This window comes from Hymenobacter caeli, assembly GCF_013294115.1.
In the GTDB taxonomy this organism is placed as follows: Bacteria; Bacteroidota; Bacteroidia; order Cytophagales; family Hymenobacteraceae; genus Hymenobacter; species Hymenobacter caeli.
In genome coordinates this window covers 112,269-126,666 of record NZ_JABSNP010000006.1, presented here as the reverse complement: position 1 = coordinate 126,666, position 14,398 = coordinate 112,269, and the positions used below count along the sequence as shown (strand labels likewise).

Genomic DNA, 14,398 nt, shown 5'->3' with positions numbered 1-14,398 from the left:
GGGGCCCCGGCTACTGCACGGGCCGGGTTTCCACCAGTTGGCCGTCTTTGTAAACTTCGGTGGTCGTGAGGCGGCCGTTGGTGTACACGTCGGTGGCGGTGTGCTGGCCGTCGGTGTAAGTTTCCACGGCCCGCACCTGGCCGGTTTCGGTGTAGCGCGTCCAGGGCCCAAACCAGTAGAAGCGCGCCCCTTTGGCCCCGGTGACCCACTGGGCGTGGCCGCGGCGCTCCACCTGCCCGCCCGGGTACCAGTACGTAACCTCGCAAAACCCTTCGCGGCCGTACCGCTCCGTTTGGGCCAGGGCCCCGGTGGGGCCGTAGTAGCGGAACGTGCCCACGGGCCGGCCGTGGCGGTAGCGCCCCGCCGTGAAGGGCTGGGTGCGGGCCGCCTCGTCGTAGTAGGTACGCCAGCGGCCCTGGCTCCGGCCGTGGCGGTCGGTGCGGTTGAGGCCGGCGCAGGCGCTGGCCAGCCCGCCGAGGAGTAACAGGTTCAGGCACAACAGGCGGCGGGCGGGCATTGACTAATGAATAATGGCGGAGAGACAACAGAACAAGACAACTAATACTTTAGTTGAAACGCTGGCCGGGGCCCCGGTATTGTGCAAAGGACCGCGTTTTGCCGGGTGCGCCGCCGCGCTACCTTTGCCGCCGGCCGCGCACCAGCCGGCCCCGCCGCCATGACCTCGCACGACGTTGACTACCGCATCCTGGGCTCCGACATCCAGGTGCTGGAAATTGAGCTGGACCCCAACGAAACCGTGGTGGCCGAGGCCGGCGCGATGGTGTACATGGAGGAAGCCATTGCCTTCGAAACGAAGATGGGCGACGGCTCGGCCCCCGACCAGGGCCTGATGGGCAAGCTGTTCTCGGCCGGCACGCGCTTGCTCACGGGCGAGTCGCTGTTCCTCACGCACTTCACCCACCGCGGCAGCTCCGGCAAGTGCAAGGTGGCGTTTTCGGCCCCGTACCCGGGCACCATCATTCCCGTCGATTTGGGCGGCATGCCCCAGGGCCTCATCGTGCAGAAAGACGGCTTCCTGGCCGCCGCCAAGGGCACCAAGATGAGCATTCACTTCAACCAGAAGCTGGGCGCGGGCCTGTTCGGCGGCGAGGGCTTCATCCTGCAAAAGCTCACCGGCGACGGCAAAGCCTTCGTGCACGCCGGGGGCACCATCATCGAAAAGCGCCTGAACAACGAGCTGCTGCGCGTGGACACCGGCTGCGTGGTGGCCTTCGAGCCCAGCCTCGACTTCAGCATTGCCCGCGCCGGGGGCCTGAAATCGATGATTTTTGGGGGCGAGGGGCTGATGCTGGCCACGCTGCGCGGCACCGGCCGCGTGTGGCTCCAGTCCATGCCCATCAAAAAGCTGATTCAGGCGCTGGCCCCCGCCGGCGGCAACGCCCAAAAGGAGAGCGGCAGCGTGCTGGGCGGCATCGTCGGCGGGTTGTTCGACGAGTAGCGCAGCGCGGGCGCGGGCCCGGGACTGCTGTTAATTCAGGGGCGCTGCTGGAACGGGGCCGGCTGGTCGGCCAGCCCGTTGCCGCTCGCCGAGCGCACCAGCAGCACGCCCACGATGCCCAGCACCACGGCCACGGTGGCGGCCAGCACCCACAGGAAGCGGCGGTTTTCGAGCCCGTCGGCGGGGCGGTTGCGTTGGGCGGCGTGGCGCCAGCGGCGCGAGTCACGGGGGGGGCGAGCAGGGGAGAGGGTGGGCACGGATAAGAAGAATAAGAAGCGGCCCAGCCGGGCCGCAGCCCAGCCGGAATAACAACTAATAAAACCTTAAAATATCCAGTATCGCCCCTACTGTCTGATAGTTACCTACGGACAAATGTATGACAAGGATTGTTCCGTAACAAGCCCGTAACATGATCGGGGGCGGGTGCTTGCGCCGGCGGCTAAACCTGATGGGGCGGGCCCCGGCCGCGGGTGCCCCCGCCGGCGCGGCGGGCTAGGCCGGGGCCCGGGCGGCCACCGCCAGCACCTGCTCCAGCACCGCCCGCGAGTTGAGCAGCCGGGGCACTTTGTGCTGGCCGCCGAGCTTGCCCTGGCCCGCCAGCCAGCGGGCAAACGTGCCGGGCGGCAGCACCCGCAGCAGGGGCGGGGCCAGGGCCAGGTCGTGGCCGCGCTTGGCGTCGTAGTCGGAGTTGAGGCGGCGCAGGGTGGCGTCGAGCACGGCCGTGAACCGGGCCGCGTCGGGCGCGGGGGCCCCGGGGGCCAGCTCCACGGCCCACTCGTGGCCGCCGCGGGTGGGGGCCCCGCCGGGCCCCAGGCCGAAGTACACGGGCGCGGCCGTGAAGTCGTGCACCCGGCAGCCGGTGGCCTGGCTGGCGGCGGCCACGGCGGCCTCGGCGTTTTCAATCACCACCTCCTCGCCAAAGGCATTCAGGAAGTGCTTGGTGCGCCCGGTGATGCGCAGCCGGTAGGGCCCCCGGCTGGTGAAGCGCACGGTGTCGCCCACCACGTAGCGCCACAGCCCGGCGTTGGTGCTGATGACCAGGGCGTAGGCCTGCCCCAGCACCACCTCGTGCAGCGGCACCGGGCGCGGGTCGGGGGCCTCCCACTGGTCGGCGGGCAGGAACTCGTAGTAAATGCCGTGGTCGAGCAGCAGCAGCAGGTCCTCGCTGCCGGGCTGGTCTTGCAGGGCGAAGTAGCCCTCGGTGGCGTTGTAAATTTCCAGGTAGTGCATCTGCCCGCCGGGGATGAGCTGCCGGAACAGCTCGCGGTAGGGCCCGAAGGCCACCGCCCCGTGCAGGAACAGCGCCAGGCGGGGCCACACCTGGGTGATGTCGTCGGCCCCGGCCAGCTCCACCACGCGGCGCAGCAGCAGCACCATCCAGGTGGGCACGCCGGCCAGCACGCGCACGTCCTGGCGCAGGGCGTGCCGGGCGATGCGCTCCACTTTCTCGGGCCACTCGTCGAGCAGGGCCAGGGCCAGGGGCGGGGTGCGCAGGCTCTCGGCCCAGCCCGGCAGCTGCGCCATGATGAGGGCCGACACGTCGCCCACCCGCGAGGCCGGCTCCCGGGGCCGGAAGGGGTTGGGCGCGTGGGCGCCGCCCAGCGAGAGGGTGCGCCCGGCCAGCAGCCGCTGCGCGGGGTACAGGAAGGTGCTCAGGGCCAGCATGTCGCGCCCGGCGCGGTAGTGGCCCTGGCGCAGGCTCTCGGGCGTCACGGGCACGTACTTGCTGCGGGCGTTGGTGGTGCCGCTGCTCTTGGCAAACCACTGCGGCCGGCCGGGCCAGAGCACGTCGGGGGCCCCGCGCAGCACTTTTTCCAGCTCGGGGTAGAGCTGCTCGTAAGTGCTCACCGGCACGCGCCGGGCGAATTCGGCCGCCGTGGGGCCCTCGCCGTAGCCGTAGCGCCGGCCCCAGGCCGTGCCCCGGGCCGCGTGCAGCAATTCGCGCAGCACCCGCGCCTGCACGGCGTGCGGCTCGGCCCGCACCCGCGCCAGCCGGGGGCGGCTTTCGAGCTGCACGGCGGCGGCAAGGAGCTGGTCGAGCACGATAGGGAAGCTTTATTGAAGGAAGGCTAAAAGAACGTCATGCTCATCTGGTGTCCGCGCAGCCGAAGCATCTCTACCGCTCACTAATTCTAATTACTGCCGCAGTAGAGATGCTTCGGCTGCGCGGACACCAGATGAGCATGACGTTCTTTTAGTTTTTATACCCCTTATATTCAGCACATTCACCAAACCTAAACGTTGCGCTTCAGCTCGAAATTCTTGCCCAGGTACACGCGGCGCACGGTTTCGTCGCCGGCCAGGTCTTCGGCGGTGCCGGCCTTGAGGAGCTTGCCCTCGAAGAGCAGGTAGGCGCGGTCCACGATGCTGAGGGTGGAGTTCACGTCGTGGTCGGTGATGAGCACGCCGATGTTGCGGTGCTTGAGTTTGGAGACGATGCCCTGGATTTCCTCGGTGGCGATGGGGTCCACGCCGGCGAAGGGCTCGTCGAGGAGCACGAACTTGGGGTCCACGGCCAGGGCGCGGGCAATTTCGGTGCGCCGCCGCTCGCCGCCGCTCAGCACCTTGCCCAGGTTTTTGCGCACGTGGGTGAGGCTGAACTCGTTCAGCAGCTCCTCCGTCTTGTCGAGGCGGGCTTTTTTGGGCATGTCGGTCATTTCCAGCACGGCCAGGATGTTTTCCTCCACGCTCAGGTCGCGGAACACGCTGGCCTCCTGGGCCAGGTAGCCCACCCCGAGCCGGGCCCGCTGGTAGATGGGCATGGTGGTTATTTCGGTATTATCCAGGAAAATGCGGCCGCCGTTGGGCTTCACCATGCCCACCATCATGTAGAAGCAGGTGGTTTTGCCGGCCCCGTTGGGGCCCAGCAGGCCCACGATTTCGCCCTGCTCCACGGTCACGCTCATGTCGTTGACGACGGTGCGGGCCTTGTATTTTTTCACCAGGTGGTCGGCGCGAAGAATCATGCCCGCAAAGGTCGGGCAGAAGCAACGAACCGAACCGGCCGGCAATTGCGCTAATTTTGCCGGGGCCCCCGGGCCCGCGTACCTTCCTTTCTTTGCTGATGTCCGATTCTTTCCCGCCGCCGGCGGCCAGTGCCACCCGGCTGCGGGTGGCGCAGGGGCTGGTGCTGCTGTTCCACGCCACGGGGCTGGTGGGGCTGCTGTTCTCGCACGACCCCGGCTTCTACCTCCGCTTCACGCCCCTCACGCTGCTGCTGTCGGCGGCGCTGCTGCTGGCGTTTCAGCCCGGGCGCAGCTGGGAGTTCTGGCAGTTTTGCCTGGCCGTGGGCCTGCTGGGCTTCGTGGCCGAAGTGGTGGGCGTGCACACGGGCAAGGTGTTCGGCAGCTACGCCTACGGCGACACGCTGGGCCCCAAGTGGCTCGACGTGCCCCCGCTCATGGCCCTCAACTGGGTGCTGATAACCTACCTGGCCGGCATCCTGGCCCGCCGCCTGCCCCTGGGCGAGCTGGCCCGCACCCTGCTGGCGGCCGCCCTCATGGTGGGCTTCGACCTGTGCCTGGAGCTGCCCGCCGGCCGCTACGACTTCTGGCACTGGACCGGCGGCGTCATCCCGTTCCGCAACTTCCGCGACTGGTTCATCCTGGCCTGCGTGGCCCAGATGCTGTTCAACCGCGCCCGCTTCGTTAAAACCAACGCGCTGGTGCCCTTTCTCTACGCCGTGCAGCTGCTGTTTTTCTTCGCCCTTGAATGGCTGGGCCCGGGGAAGTGAGTAATCAGCCATTAGCTTTTAGCTGCTAGCTGCTAGCTGCTAGCTATTAGCTTGCTCTCTGATTAATAGGTTTTTGACGAGAAGTAAATGGGCGTTTGCCTTCGGCTAACTCCTTGGTGAGTTTTCTCCGCAGTACGCGGTAGGGGCAGGGGCAAGCCTCATCCCCGCGCTCTTTCCTGCTTGCCCTCCGACGAATATTGCTGCTTGCCAGACGCCAAAAACAGGGCCTTCCCGGGCCCCGCTGCTCGCTGCGGCGGGTTCCGGGAGGGCCCTGTTTTTGGCCGGCCAATGCTTCGGTTCGGGGCCCTATTTTTTAATTTCGCCCACCATGTCCTCGGGCTTTAGCCACTCGTCGAACTGCTCGGCCGTGACGTAGCCGAGCTGCAGGGCGGTTTCCTTCAGGGTCGAGCCGTTTTTGTGGGCCGTCTGGGCAATTTCGGCGGCTTTGTAGTAGCCGATGTGCGGGTTGAGGGCCGTGACGAGCATCAGCGACGAATCGACGTGCTTCTTGATGTTGGGCAGGATGGGGGCGATGCCCACGGCGCAGCGGTCGGTGAACGACACGCAGGCGTCGCCGATGAGGCGGGCCGAGTGCAGGAAGTTGTAGATCATCAACGGCTTGAACACGTTCAGCTCGAAGTGGCCCATGCTGCCGCCCACGGTGATGGCCACGTCGTTGCCCATCACCTGGGCGGCCACCATCGTCAGGGCCTCGCACTGGGTGGGGTTCACCTTGCCGGGCATGATGCTGGAGCCGGGCTCGTTGTCGGGGATGGAGATTTCGCCGATGCCGGCCCGGGGCCCCGAGCTGAGCATGCGCACGTCGTTGGCGATTTTCATCAGGCTGACGGCCACCGTTTTCAGGGCCCCGTGGGCTTCCACGATGGCGTCGTGCGCGGCCAGGGCCTCGAACTTGTTCTCGGCCGTCACGAAGGGCAGGCCGGTCAGTTCGGCAATGTGGCGGGCCACGTTCTCGGCGTAGCCGGGGGGCGTGTTGATGCCCGTGCCCACGGCGGTGCCGCCCAGGGCCAGCTCGCTCAGGTGCGCCAGCGTGTTATGAATGGCCTTGAGGCCGTGGGTGAGCTGCGCCACGTAGCCCGAAAATTCCTGCCCCAGCGTGAGCGGCGTAGCGTCCATGAAGTGGGTGCGGCCGATTTTAACCACGTCCATGAACTCCGTGGACTTGGCTTGCAGCGCATCGCGCAGCTTGGTGATGCCCGGAATCGTGGTTTCGACCAGGATTTTGTAGGCCGCGATGTGCATGGCCGTCGGAAAGGTGTCGTTGCTGCTCTGGCTCTTGTTTACGTCGTCGTTCGGGGCCAGGAACTTCTTCTCGTCGCTGAGCTGGCCGCCGTGCAACACGTGGCCGCGGTAGGCCACCACCTCGTTCACGTTCATGTTGCTCTGCGTGCCCGAGCCCGTTTGCCAGACCACCAGCGGAAACGAATCGGCCAGCTGGCCGGCCAGAATCTCGTCGCAGACGCGGCCAATCAGCGCGGCTTTCTCAGCGTCGAGCACGCCCGCGTCGCGGTTGGTGAGGGCCGCGGCCTTCTTGAGGTAGGCAAACGCGCGGATGATTTCCTTGGGCATCCGGTTGATGTCCTGCGCGATGGGGAAGTTCTCGATGCTGCGCTGGGTTTGGGCGCCCCAGTAAGCGTCGGCGGGTACCTGCACGGTGCCCATGGTATCTTTTTCGGTGCGGAACTGCGTCATGGCCTCGGGGGCGGGAATAAAAAAATATGAGAAAAAGTAACCGGCAACGGCTGTAAAAGTACGCGGGCCGGCCCTGCGGGCAGCCATTGGAGGCCCTGGGCCGTACACCCGGGCAGTTGCCATTTCCTCAACTTTCCCCTGCCATGAGCCAGACCGATCCGACCCCCGACCCGCACACCGAGCCGCCCGTACCCGTGCAGGGCGACGGCGTGCCCGATTACAGCAAAGTCCACATCGAAACCGAAACTGACCTGCCCACGCCCACCAAGCCCGGCGGCAGCGCCACCGAGCCCGAAAGCGGCGGCGGCTACAGCGGATAGGGCCCCTAAAAACTGCGTTGCTGAAAAGCGCCGTGCTGCCCAGCACGGCGCTTTTTGCGTGTAGCGCGGACTTTGTAGTCCGCGGCTCTCGCTTCGTCCTGCCGGTCACCGTGCAGCGACTGGGCAGCGCCGCGAGCTACAAAGTTCGCGCTACAGAATAATGCGTGCCAACGGCTTGATGCTCCGTGCTATCTTGCGCGGCACTGAAGCCAGGCTGTGCAGGACCGCCTGGGCCCCCGGTGCTTTTATTTCTCGAAAAAAGACTGTTCTATGCTGAAACGCTACGCTTTTTTCCTGGCCGCCGGCCTGCTGCTGGGGCCCCGGGCCCGCGCCCAAACCACCCCGCCGCCTGCCGAGGCCAAGCCGCTGCTGGGCTTTGCGCCCGCCGCGGCCGCCGCCGAGTACCAGCTCGAAACTAAGTTCGACGCCCAGCTCAAGGCCGGTAACCTGCGCGACTGGATGAAGCGGCTCTCGGCCCACCCGCACCACGTGGGCTCGCCCTACGACAAGGAGAATGCCGACTACATGGCCGGCCTGTTCAAGAGCTGGGGCTACGACGCGCGGATTGACATCTCCTACGTGCTGTTCCCCACGCCCAAGCTGCGCGTGCTGGAGTTGGTGGGCCCCACCAAATACACCGCCGTGCTGGCCGAAAAACCGGTGCCCGAGGACGCCACCTCGGGCCAGACTGCCGAGCAGCTGCCCACCTACAACTGCTTCTCGAAGGACGGCGACGTGACGGCCGAGCTGGTGTTCGTGAACTACGGCATCCCCAAAGACTACGAGGAGCTGGCCCGCCGCGGCATCGACGTGAAGGGTAAAATCGTGATTGCCAAGTACGGCGGCTCGTGGCGCGGCATCAAGCCCAAGGTGGCCGCCGAGATGGGCGCCATCGGCTGCCTCATCTACTCCGACCCCAAGGACGACGGCTACGGGCAGGGCGACGTGTACCCCAAGGGCCCCTTCAAGCCCGAAACCGGGGCCCAGCGCGGCTCGGTGCTCGACATGCCCACCTACCCCGGCGACCCGCTCACGCCCGGCTACGGCTCGACCAAAAACGCCAAGCGCCTGGACTACCGCAAGGCCCCCACCATCACCCAGATTCCGGTGCTGCCCATTTCCTACGGCGACGCCCAGCCGCTGCTCGCGGCCCTGGCCGGCCCGATGGCGCCGGCCGACTGGCGCGGGGCCCTGCCCATCCCGTACCACCTGGGCCCCGGGCCGGCGCGGGTGCACTTGCAGCTGGCCTTCAACTGGAAAACCGAGCCCGTGTACAACGTCATCGCCACCCTCCAGGGCAGCCAGTACCCGGAGGAGTGGATCATGCGCGGCAACCACCACGACGCCTGGGTGAACGGCGCCAGCGACCCGCTCAGCGGCCTGGTGGCCGAATTGGAGGAAGCCCGGGCCCTGGGCGAGCTGGTGAAGGCCGGCTGGCGCCCCAAGCGCACCGTCATGTTTTGCGCCTGGGACGGCGAGGAGCCCGGCCTGCTGGGCTCCACGGAGTGGGCCGAAACCAACGCCAAGGACATCCAAAAGCACGTGGTGGCCTACCTGAACACCGACAACAGCGACCGGGGCTTCCTGGGCGTGGCCGGCTCGCACACGCTGGAGAAGTTCTTCAACCAGGTGGGGCGCGACGTGCAGGACCCCGAGAAAAACGTGTCCATCATCGAGCGCCGCAAAAGCCTGGACCTGGTGAGCGGCTCGCCCGAGGCCCAGAAGGACGCCCGCGACCGGCCCGACCTGCGCATCGGGGCCCTGGGCGCGGGCTCCGATTACTCGCCCTACCTCCAGCACCTGGGCATTCCGTCTTTGAACGTGGGCTTCGGCGGCGAAGGCGCGGGCGGCGAGTACCACTCCATCTTCGATTCGTTCGACGACTTCACCCGCTTCAAAGACCCCACGTTTGCCTACGGCGTGGCCCTGGCCCAAACCATGGGCCGCTGCACCCTGCGCCTGGCCGACGCCGACGTGCTGCCCTTCGAGTTCCAGAACCTCTCGAACACCGTGGCCAAGTACGGCACCGAGGTGAAAGCCCTGGCCGAAACCATGCGCACCGACACCGAGAAGCAAGCCAAGCTGCTGGCCGACAAGCGCTTCGACCAGGTGGCCAACCCCGACCAGCCCCTGCTGCCGCCCAAGGCTCAGGAGGCCGTGCCCTACCTCAACTTCGCCCCCCTCGACAACGCCCTAGCTAAGCTCGAACAAAGCGCCCAGGCCTACGCCCAAGCCCGCCGGGGCCCCAACAAACTGTCGGACGACCGCAAAAAGGAGCTGGACCAGCTGCTCTACCAAGCTGAGCAACAGCTCCTGAGCACCGAAGGCCTGCCGCGCCGCCCCTGGTACCGGCACCAGCTCTACGCGCCCGGCTACTACACCGGCTACGGCGTGAAAACCCTGCCCGGCATCCGCGAAGCCGTGGAGGAGCGCAAGTGGGCCGAGGCCGACGAGCAAATCCGGCGCACGGGCGCGGCCATCGAGCGCTTCGCGGGCCAGGTGAACCGGGCGGCGGCCGTGGCGGGGCCGGCCCCGGCGCAGTAGCCCGGGGCCCCAGGGGCTTGCTTTAAAACGAACCGTTGGGCATGACCTTCTTTTTCCCGTGCACTTGAAAAACGCCCTTACCTGAATGCCTGACTGCCACTTTGCCGCCCAGTTGCCCTTGCTGCTGCTGCTGTTTGCCGCGCGGCCCGCTGCCGCCCAAACGGCGGAGGCGAAGCTGCAAGCCAAAGCCCACGCCATCCACGCAAAGGCTTTCGTCGTCGATGCGCACGAGGACACGCCCAGCAAGCACCTGGTAAAGCCCGGGTTTGACCTGGCGGACGACCATGCCGCCAAAGAAGACGGCCAGGTGGACCTGCCCAAAATGAAACGCGGCGGCCTCGACGCTGCGTTTTGGGTGGTATACGTGGGGCAGGGGCCCCGCGCGCCGGCCGGCTACGCCGCCATCCGCCAGGAGGTGCAGGCCCAGTTCGATGCCATCCACGCCGCCATTCGCCGCTACCCCACCGAGTTGGCGCTGGCCACCACGCCGGCGGAGGCGCGGCGCATCCGGCGGGCGGGCCAGCGGGCCCTTTTCATCGGCATGGAAAACGGCTACCCCGTGGGCCAGGATTTGGCGATGCTCCAAGCCTACTACAACCAGGGGGCCCGCTACCTCACGCTGTGCCATTCCTCTAACAACGACCTGTGCGATTCGGCCACCGACCCCAAGGGCCCCGAGTGGCAGGGCCTCAGCCCGTTGGGCGAGCGGGCGGTGCGGGAAATGAACCGCCTGGGGATGATGGTGGACGTGTCGCACACCTCGGACTCGACGTTTTACGACGTGCTGCGGGCGTCCCGGGTGCCGGTCATTGCCTCGCACTCGGGCAGCCGGGTGCTGGCCGACATGCCCCGCAACCTCACCGACGCCATGCTGCGGGCCCTGGCCCGCCACGGCGGCGTGGTGCAGCTCAACCTGTTCAGCCCCTACGTGAAGACGGAGGTGAAAACGCCCGCCCGGCAAGCGGCCGAGCAAGCGTTTTACACGAAATGGAGCATCAAAACCTTTCTCAACGTGTACGCCCTGCCCGCCGCCGACCGCACCCAGGCCCTGGCCGAATACGTTGATATTGAGCGCAAATACCCCGTGTCCCTGGCCACCGTTCAGGACGCGGCCAACCAAATCGACCACCTGGTGCAAGTGGCGGGCATCGACCACGTGGGCATCGGCTCCGACTTCGACGGCGGCTCCGTGCTCGACGGCCTGGCCGACGTGGGCGACTTCCCCCACCTGACCCTGGAGCTGCTGCGCCGCGGCTACTCCGCCCGCGCCCTGCGCAAAATCTGGGGCGGCAACCTGTTCCGGGTAATGGACGCCGTGGCCCGCGGCAAGGGCCCGCCCCCGGCTTCGCGCCATTAACCGAATTTTCGCCATAACACCGGCCCTCAGTTTCTTTTTTCCACCATACCGCTTCCCATGAAACACTTTGATATGCTGCGCTTGGCCGCAACCGCACTGCTCGGCGGGGCCCTCGTGGCCGGCTGCAACCCGGCCACTACGCCCGCCGCCACCACCGAAACCGCCCCGGCCGGGGCCCCCAGCGCCTACTTCGCGCCCACCGAAACGGGCGTGCAAACCGGCGGCGTGCAGGTCATTCCCATCACGACGCCCAAGGGCAAATTCAACGTGTGGACGAAACGCTTCGGCAACAACCCGAAAATCAAGGTGTTGCTGCTGAACGGGGGCCCCGGCGCCACGCACGAGTACTTCGAGTGCATGGAAAGCTTCCTGCCCAAGGAAGGCGTGGAGTTCATTTACTACGACCAGCTTGGCTGCGGCAACTCCGACAACCCGCGCGACACCTCGATGTGGAGCCTGCCGCGCTACGTGGAGGAAGTGGAGCAGGTGCGCCGGGCCCTGAAGCTCGACAGCAGCAACTTTTACTTGCTGGGCCACTCCTGGGGCGGCATCCTGGCCGCCGAGTACGCCTTCAAGTACCAGAAAAACCTGAAAGGCCTCATCATCAGCAACATGATGATGAGCTGCCCCGCCTACGGCAAGTACGCCGACGAGGTGCTGGCCAAGCAGATGAAGCCCGCAGTGCTGGCCGAAATCCGCAAAATCGAGGCCGCCAAGGACTTCAGCAACCCGCGCTACATGGGCCTGCTCGAACCCAATTTCTACGCCGAGCACCTGTGCCGCATCGTGCCCAACCCCGAGCCAGTGCGCCGCTCGCTGGGCAAAATCAACCAGTCGCTGTACGTGACCATGCAGGGCCCCAGCGAGTTCGGCATCTCGGGCAAGCTCACGCACTGGGACCGGGTGCCCGACCTGCCCAAGCTAGTGGTGCCGTTCCTGTCCATCGGCGGGAAATACGACACGATGGACCCCGCCCACATGCGCATGATTGCTACCAAAGTGCAAAAAGGTGCGTCGCTCATCTGCCCCCAAGGCAGCCACATGAGCATGTACGACGACCAGGAAACGTACATGAAAGGCCTGCTCACCTTCCTCAAGTCCGTGGACGACAAGTCGTTCAAAGCCGGCATGGCGATGTAGCCCAATTTACCGAGGATACTGCAAGTCCGCGACGCGCCAGGCGCTGGCCGCAGTTTAGCGCGCAGCGCGCAACTGCTGGCCGACAAACGGGGTGAGTCTATGACTCACGGCCGCGCAGCGGCCCAATGGGTTGCGCCATTTGGCCGTTCTGCTTTGCGAGTTACACACTCGCCCCATGCTGTGGCGCGCAGTTAGGCGCTGCGCGCTAAACTGCGGCCAGCGCTGTGCTTTTGCCCTCTTAAAACACCACATTCAGCTCCACCGGCAGGGCAGCGCGGCGGCCCCCGGCTACGCCCGGCACCCAGCCGGGGCCCTCGCACACCAGGCGCAGGGCCTCGGCGTCGTAATCGGGGCGCAGGCCGCGCACCACTTTCAGGTTGCTGATTTTGCCGTCGCTGCCCACCGTGAAGCGGACCCGCACATTGCCTTTTAGGGGCATTTCTTCGGGCACGAACTCGGCGGCCGCGCGGCGCAGTTGCTCGCGCAGGGGGCCCAGGCCGCCCACTGGCGCGGGCGCCAGGGCCGGCCCGGCGGGCATGGCGCCCACCACGGCGCTGTTGGCGGGTGCGGTGAAGGCCAGGCGTTGCGCCACGGCGGTGCTTTCGGTGGGCATGGTGGGCACCACGGCTACGCCCGCCACGCGGCCCATCAAGGCCCTGGACTTAGCAGCCGGGGCCGACGCTGGCTGGGCTTGGCTCACGGCCACTTTGCTTAGCCGCAGCACGGAATCGGCGGCTGCTTTGGGGGCTGCCGCCTCCATTGCTGCGGGCGCCGGGGGCCTAGCTGCGGCATCGTCCGCGACTGCCCGCATGTCCATAATGTCTTCGTGGTCAGCGTTTGATAACACTGATTTCCTGGTGGCCCGGCGCTGGGGGTCGTAGGCTACCACTGCGGCGGGCCGTGGCTTGGCGGGGGCCGCGGCTACCGTGGGTGCCGAAGCGGCCGGAGCCGCCGCAGCAGCTGGCGCGGGCGCGGGGGCCCCGTCCAGTACTGCGGCCGGAGCTTCTGCGGCGGGTGGCGCCGCCACGGTAGCAACCTCGGCGGGCGCGGCGCGGCGCTGCCACTCCCACAGGCCGCCGCCCGCCAGGCCAGCCACTACCGCGGCGGCGGCGGCCAGGCGGGGCCAGTGCCAGGCGCCAGCGGCGGGGCGGGGGGCGGCTTCTTCGGCCACGCGGGCGTGCAGGCGGCGGCGCAGGGTGGCCAGGGCCTGGTCGGTGGCGGCGGCGTCGGTTTGGGCGAGGCCGGCGAGCACGTCGGCGCAGCGGGGGCAGTCGAGGGCGTGGGCTTCTACCAGGTGCTGCTGGGCGGGCGCGAGGGCGCCGGCCGCGTACTGGCGCAGCGTGTCGGCGGCCGGGTGGGGGCCGCGGGGGGCCGCGAGGGCCGCGCGGAGCAGGTCAGCGGCGGGGGGCATGGGCGGGGGCGGCGGCCGGGGCCGGGTCGTCGGTGAGGAGGCGGCGCAGCGTGCGCTTACCGTTTTGCAGGTGGCTTTTCACTTGGCCGAGGTCGAGGCCCAAGGCCCCGGCCACTTCCTGGTACGATTTATTTTCCAGAAAAAATAGCTCCAGGCAGCGGCGCTGGCCATCGGGCAGTTGCGTAAGGGCTTGTTCCAGGGCTTGCAGGGTGGTTTCGGTGGCCGCCGCGGCTTCGTCGGCCGCCGCGGCATCGGGAAGATGCCGGGCGGCGGCCAATTCCACATCGGCCGCGTCGGGCAGGCTGATGAGCAGGGGCCCCGCGCTGGGGCCGGCGCGCTGGCGGGCGCGCAGCTGCATCAGACAGTGGTTGCGGGCGGTGGCGTGCAGCCAGGCGGGGAAGTTGTCGGGCGCGTGCTTGTGCAGGGCCCCCACCAGGTACTCAAACAACTGCATGCTGGCGTCCTGGGCGTCCTCGTCGGGCGGGGCCAGGTAGCGGCGGCAGGTGGCAAACACCATCGGCAGGTGCCGGTCGAACAGCTCCCCCAAGTCGGCCACGTCGCCGCGCAGGCGGTAGCGGGCCAGCAGCTCCTGGTCGGAGGGCGGCGCGGCGGCGGCGGGCGGGGAGCGGCGGAAAAACATCGGCCCCGGCAAGGTAGCCTGGGGCCCCGAAATTTTTTTGCAACGGACAAAAGCGCGGTGGTCCGACGACTTTTTCGTCGT

13 protein-coding genes are annotated in these 14,398 nt (G+C 67.4%); 6 read left to right on the top strand and 7 right to left on the bottom strand.

Annotation, left to right across the window (positions count from 1 at the left end; genetic code table 11):
* Positions 1-10: 10 nt before the first annotated feature.
* Positions 11-517: a toxin-antitoxin system YwqK family antitoxin gene (locus tag HNP98_RS08380; protein ID WP_173809609.1), complete on the bottom strand. Its 507-nt coding sequence runs from the start codon at positions 515-517 to the stop codon at positions 11-13.
* Positions 518-676: 159 nt separating this feature from the next.
* Between HNP98_RS08380 and HNP98_RS08375 the strand changes: the two genes are divergently transcribed.
* The gene (locus HNP98_RS08375; protein ID WP_173809701.1) at positions 677-1,459 is read left to right on the top strand and encodes a TIGR00266 family protein; all 783 of its coding nucleotides are present in this window, start codon (positions 677-679) and stop codon (positions 1,457-1,459) included.
* 35 nt (positions 1,460-1,494) lie between these two features.
* Here HNP98_RS08375 and HNP98_RS08370 read toward each other — a convergent pair whose 3' ends face one another.
* The 3 genes from HNP98_RS08370 to lptB form a co-directional block, all read right to left on the bottom strand.
* Entirely contained in the window at positions 1,495-1,716 is a 222-nt protein-coding gene (locus HNP98_RS08370; protein ID WP_173809608.1) for a hypothetical protein, read from the bottom strand.
* A 235-nt stretch (positions 1,717-1,951) separates the two neighbouring features.
* Positions 1,952-3,502: a GH3 auxin-responsive promoter family protein gene (locus tag HNP98_RS08365; protein WP_317171069.1), complete on the bottom strand. Its 1,551-nt coding sequence runs from the start codon at positions 3,500-3,502 to the stop codon at positions 1,952-1,954.
* 191 nt (positions 3,503-3,693) lie between these two features.
* Complete coding sequence (lptB, locus tag HNP98_RS08360) at positions 3,694-4,425, bottom strand: LPS export ABC transporter ATP-binding protein (RefSeq protein WP_173809607.1); 732 nt, start codon at positions 4,423-4,425, stop codon at positions 3,694-3,696.
* A 98-nt stretch (positions 4,426-4,523) separates the two neighbouring features.
* Here lptB and HNP98_RS08355 point away from each other — a divergent pair, with 98 nt between their 5' ends.
* Positions 4,524-5,192, top strand: coding sequence for a carotenoid biosynthesis protein (locus HNP98_RS08355; RefSeq protein WP_173809606.1), 669 nt, complete (start codon positions 4,524-4,526; stop codon positions 5,190-5,192).
* Positions 5,193-5,498: 306 nt separating this feature from the next.
* Here the strand turns inward: HNP98_RS08355 and fumC are convergent, their stop codons facing one another.
* On the bottom strand, positions 5,499-6,905 hold the full coding sequence (gene fumC / locus HNP98_RS08350) for a class II fumarate hydratase (protein WP_173809605.1): 1,407 nt from the start codon (positions 6,903-6,905) through the stop codon (positions 5,499-5,501).
* Between the two features lie 143 nt (positions 6,906-7,048).
* Here fumC and HNP98_RS08345 point away from each other — a divergent pair, with 143 nt between their 5' ends.
* The 4 genes from HNP98_RS08345 (at position 7,049) to HNP98_RS08330 (ending at position 12,266) form a co-directional block, all read left to right on the top strand.
* Positions 7,049-7,225, top strand: coding sequence for a hypothetical protein (locus HNP98_RS08345; protein WP_157887166.1), 177 nt, complete (start codon positions 7,049-7,051; stop codon positions 7,223-7,225).
* 270 nt (positions 7,226-7,495) lie between these two features.
* Complete coding sequence (locus HNP98_RS08340) at positions 7,496-9,769, top strand: transferrin receptor-like dimerization domain-containing protein (RefSeq protein ID WP_173809604.1); 2,274 nt, start codon at positions 7,496-7,498, stop codon at positions 9,767-9,769.
* A gap of 85 nt (positions 9,770-9,854) precedes the next feature.
* Positions 9,855-11,126 (top strand): dipeptidase, encoded by a 1,272-nt coding sequence (locus tag HNP98_RS08335; RefSeq protein WP_173809603.1) that lies wholly within the window; start codon positions 9,855-9,857, stop codon positions 11,124-11,126.
* Positions 11,127-11,183: 57 nt separating this feature from the next.
* Positions 11,184-12,266, top strand: coding sequence for a proline iminopeptidase-family hydrolase (locus tag HNP98_RS08330; RefSeq protein WP_246275040.1), 1,083 nt, complete (start codon positions 11,184-11,186; stop codon positions 12,264-12,266).
* Positions 12,267-12,504: 238 nt separating this feature from the next.
* On the opposite strand, the gene HNP98_RS08325 is transcribed toward HNP98_RS08330, so the two are convergent.
* On the bottom strand, positions 12,505-13,677 hold the full coding sequence (locus HNP98_RS08325) for an energy transducer TonB (RefSeq protein WP_173809602.1): 1,173 nt from the start codon (positions 13,675-13,677) through the stop codon (positions 12,505-12,507).
* Entirely contained in the window at positions 13,661-14,317 is a 657-nt protein-coding gene (locus HNP98_RS08320) for an RNA polymerase sigma factor (protein WP_173809601.1), read from the bottom strand. The genes HNP98_RS08325 and HNP98_RS08320 overlap by 17 nt, the downstream gene beginning before the upstream one ends.
* Positions 14,318-14,398 lie beyond the last annotated feature (81 nt).

Excerpts from the sequence above, each read along its gene's own strand:
- lptB (WP_173809607.1), bottom strand. The coding sequence starts at position 4,425 with ATGATTCTTCGCGCCGACCACCTGGTGAAAAAATACAAGGCCCGCACC.
- HNP98_RS08340 (WP_173809604.1), top strand. The coding sequence starts at position 7,496 with ATGCTGAAACGCTACGCTTTTTTCCTGGCCGCCGGCCTGCTGCTGGGG.
- HNP98_RS08320 (WP_173809601.1), bottom strand. The coding sequence starts at position 14,317 with ATGTTTTTCCGCCGCTCCCCGCCCGCCGCCGCCGCGCCGCCCTCCGAC.
- HNP98_RS08335 (WP_173809603.1), top strand. The coding sequence starts at position 9,855 with ATGCCTGACTGCCACTTTGCCGCCCAGTTGCCCTTGCTGCTGCTGCTG.
- HNP98_RS08380 (WP_173809609.1), bottom strand. The coding sequence starts at position 517 with ATGCCCGCCCGCCGCCTGTTGTGCCTGAACCTGTTACTCCTCGGCGGG.
- HNP98_RS08375 (WP_173809701.1), top strand. The coding sequence starts at position 677 with ATGACCTCGCACGACGTTGACTACCGCATCCTGGGCTCCGACATCCAG.
- HNP98_RS08330 (WP_246275040.1), top strand. The coding sequence starts at position 11,184 with ATGAAACACTTTGATATGCTGCGCTTGGCCGCAACCGCACTGCTCGGC.
- HNP98_RS08345 (WP_157887166.1), top strand. The coding sequence starts at position 7,049 with ATGAGCCAGACCGATCCGACCCCCGACCCGCACACCGAGCCGCCCGTA.
- HNP98_RS08355 (WP_173809606.1), top strand. The coding sequence starts at position 4,524 with ATGTCCGATTCTTTCCCGCCGCCGGCGGCCAGTGCCACCCGGCTGCGG.
- fumC (WP_173809605.1), bottom strand. The coding sequence starts at position 6,905 with ATGACGCAGTTCCGCACCGAAAAAGATACCATGGGCACCGTGCAGGTA.
- HNP98_RS08325 (WP_173809602.1), bottom strand. The coding sequence starts at position 13,677 with ATGCCCCCCGCCGCTGACCTGCTCCGCGCGGCCCTCGCGGCCCCCCGC.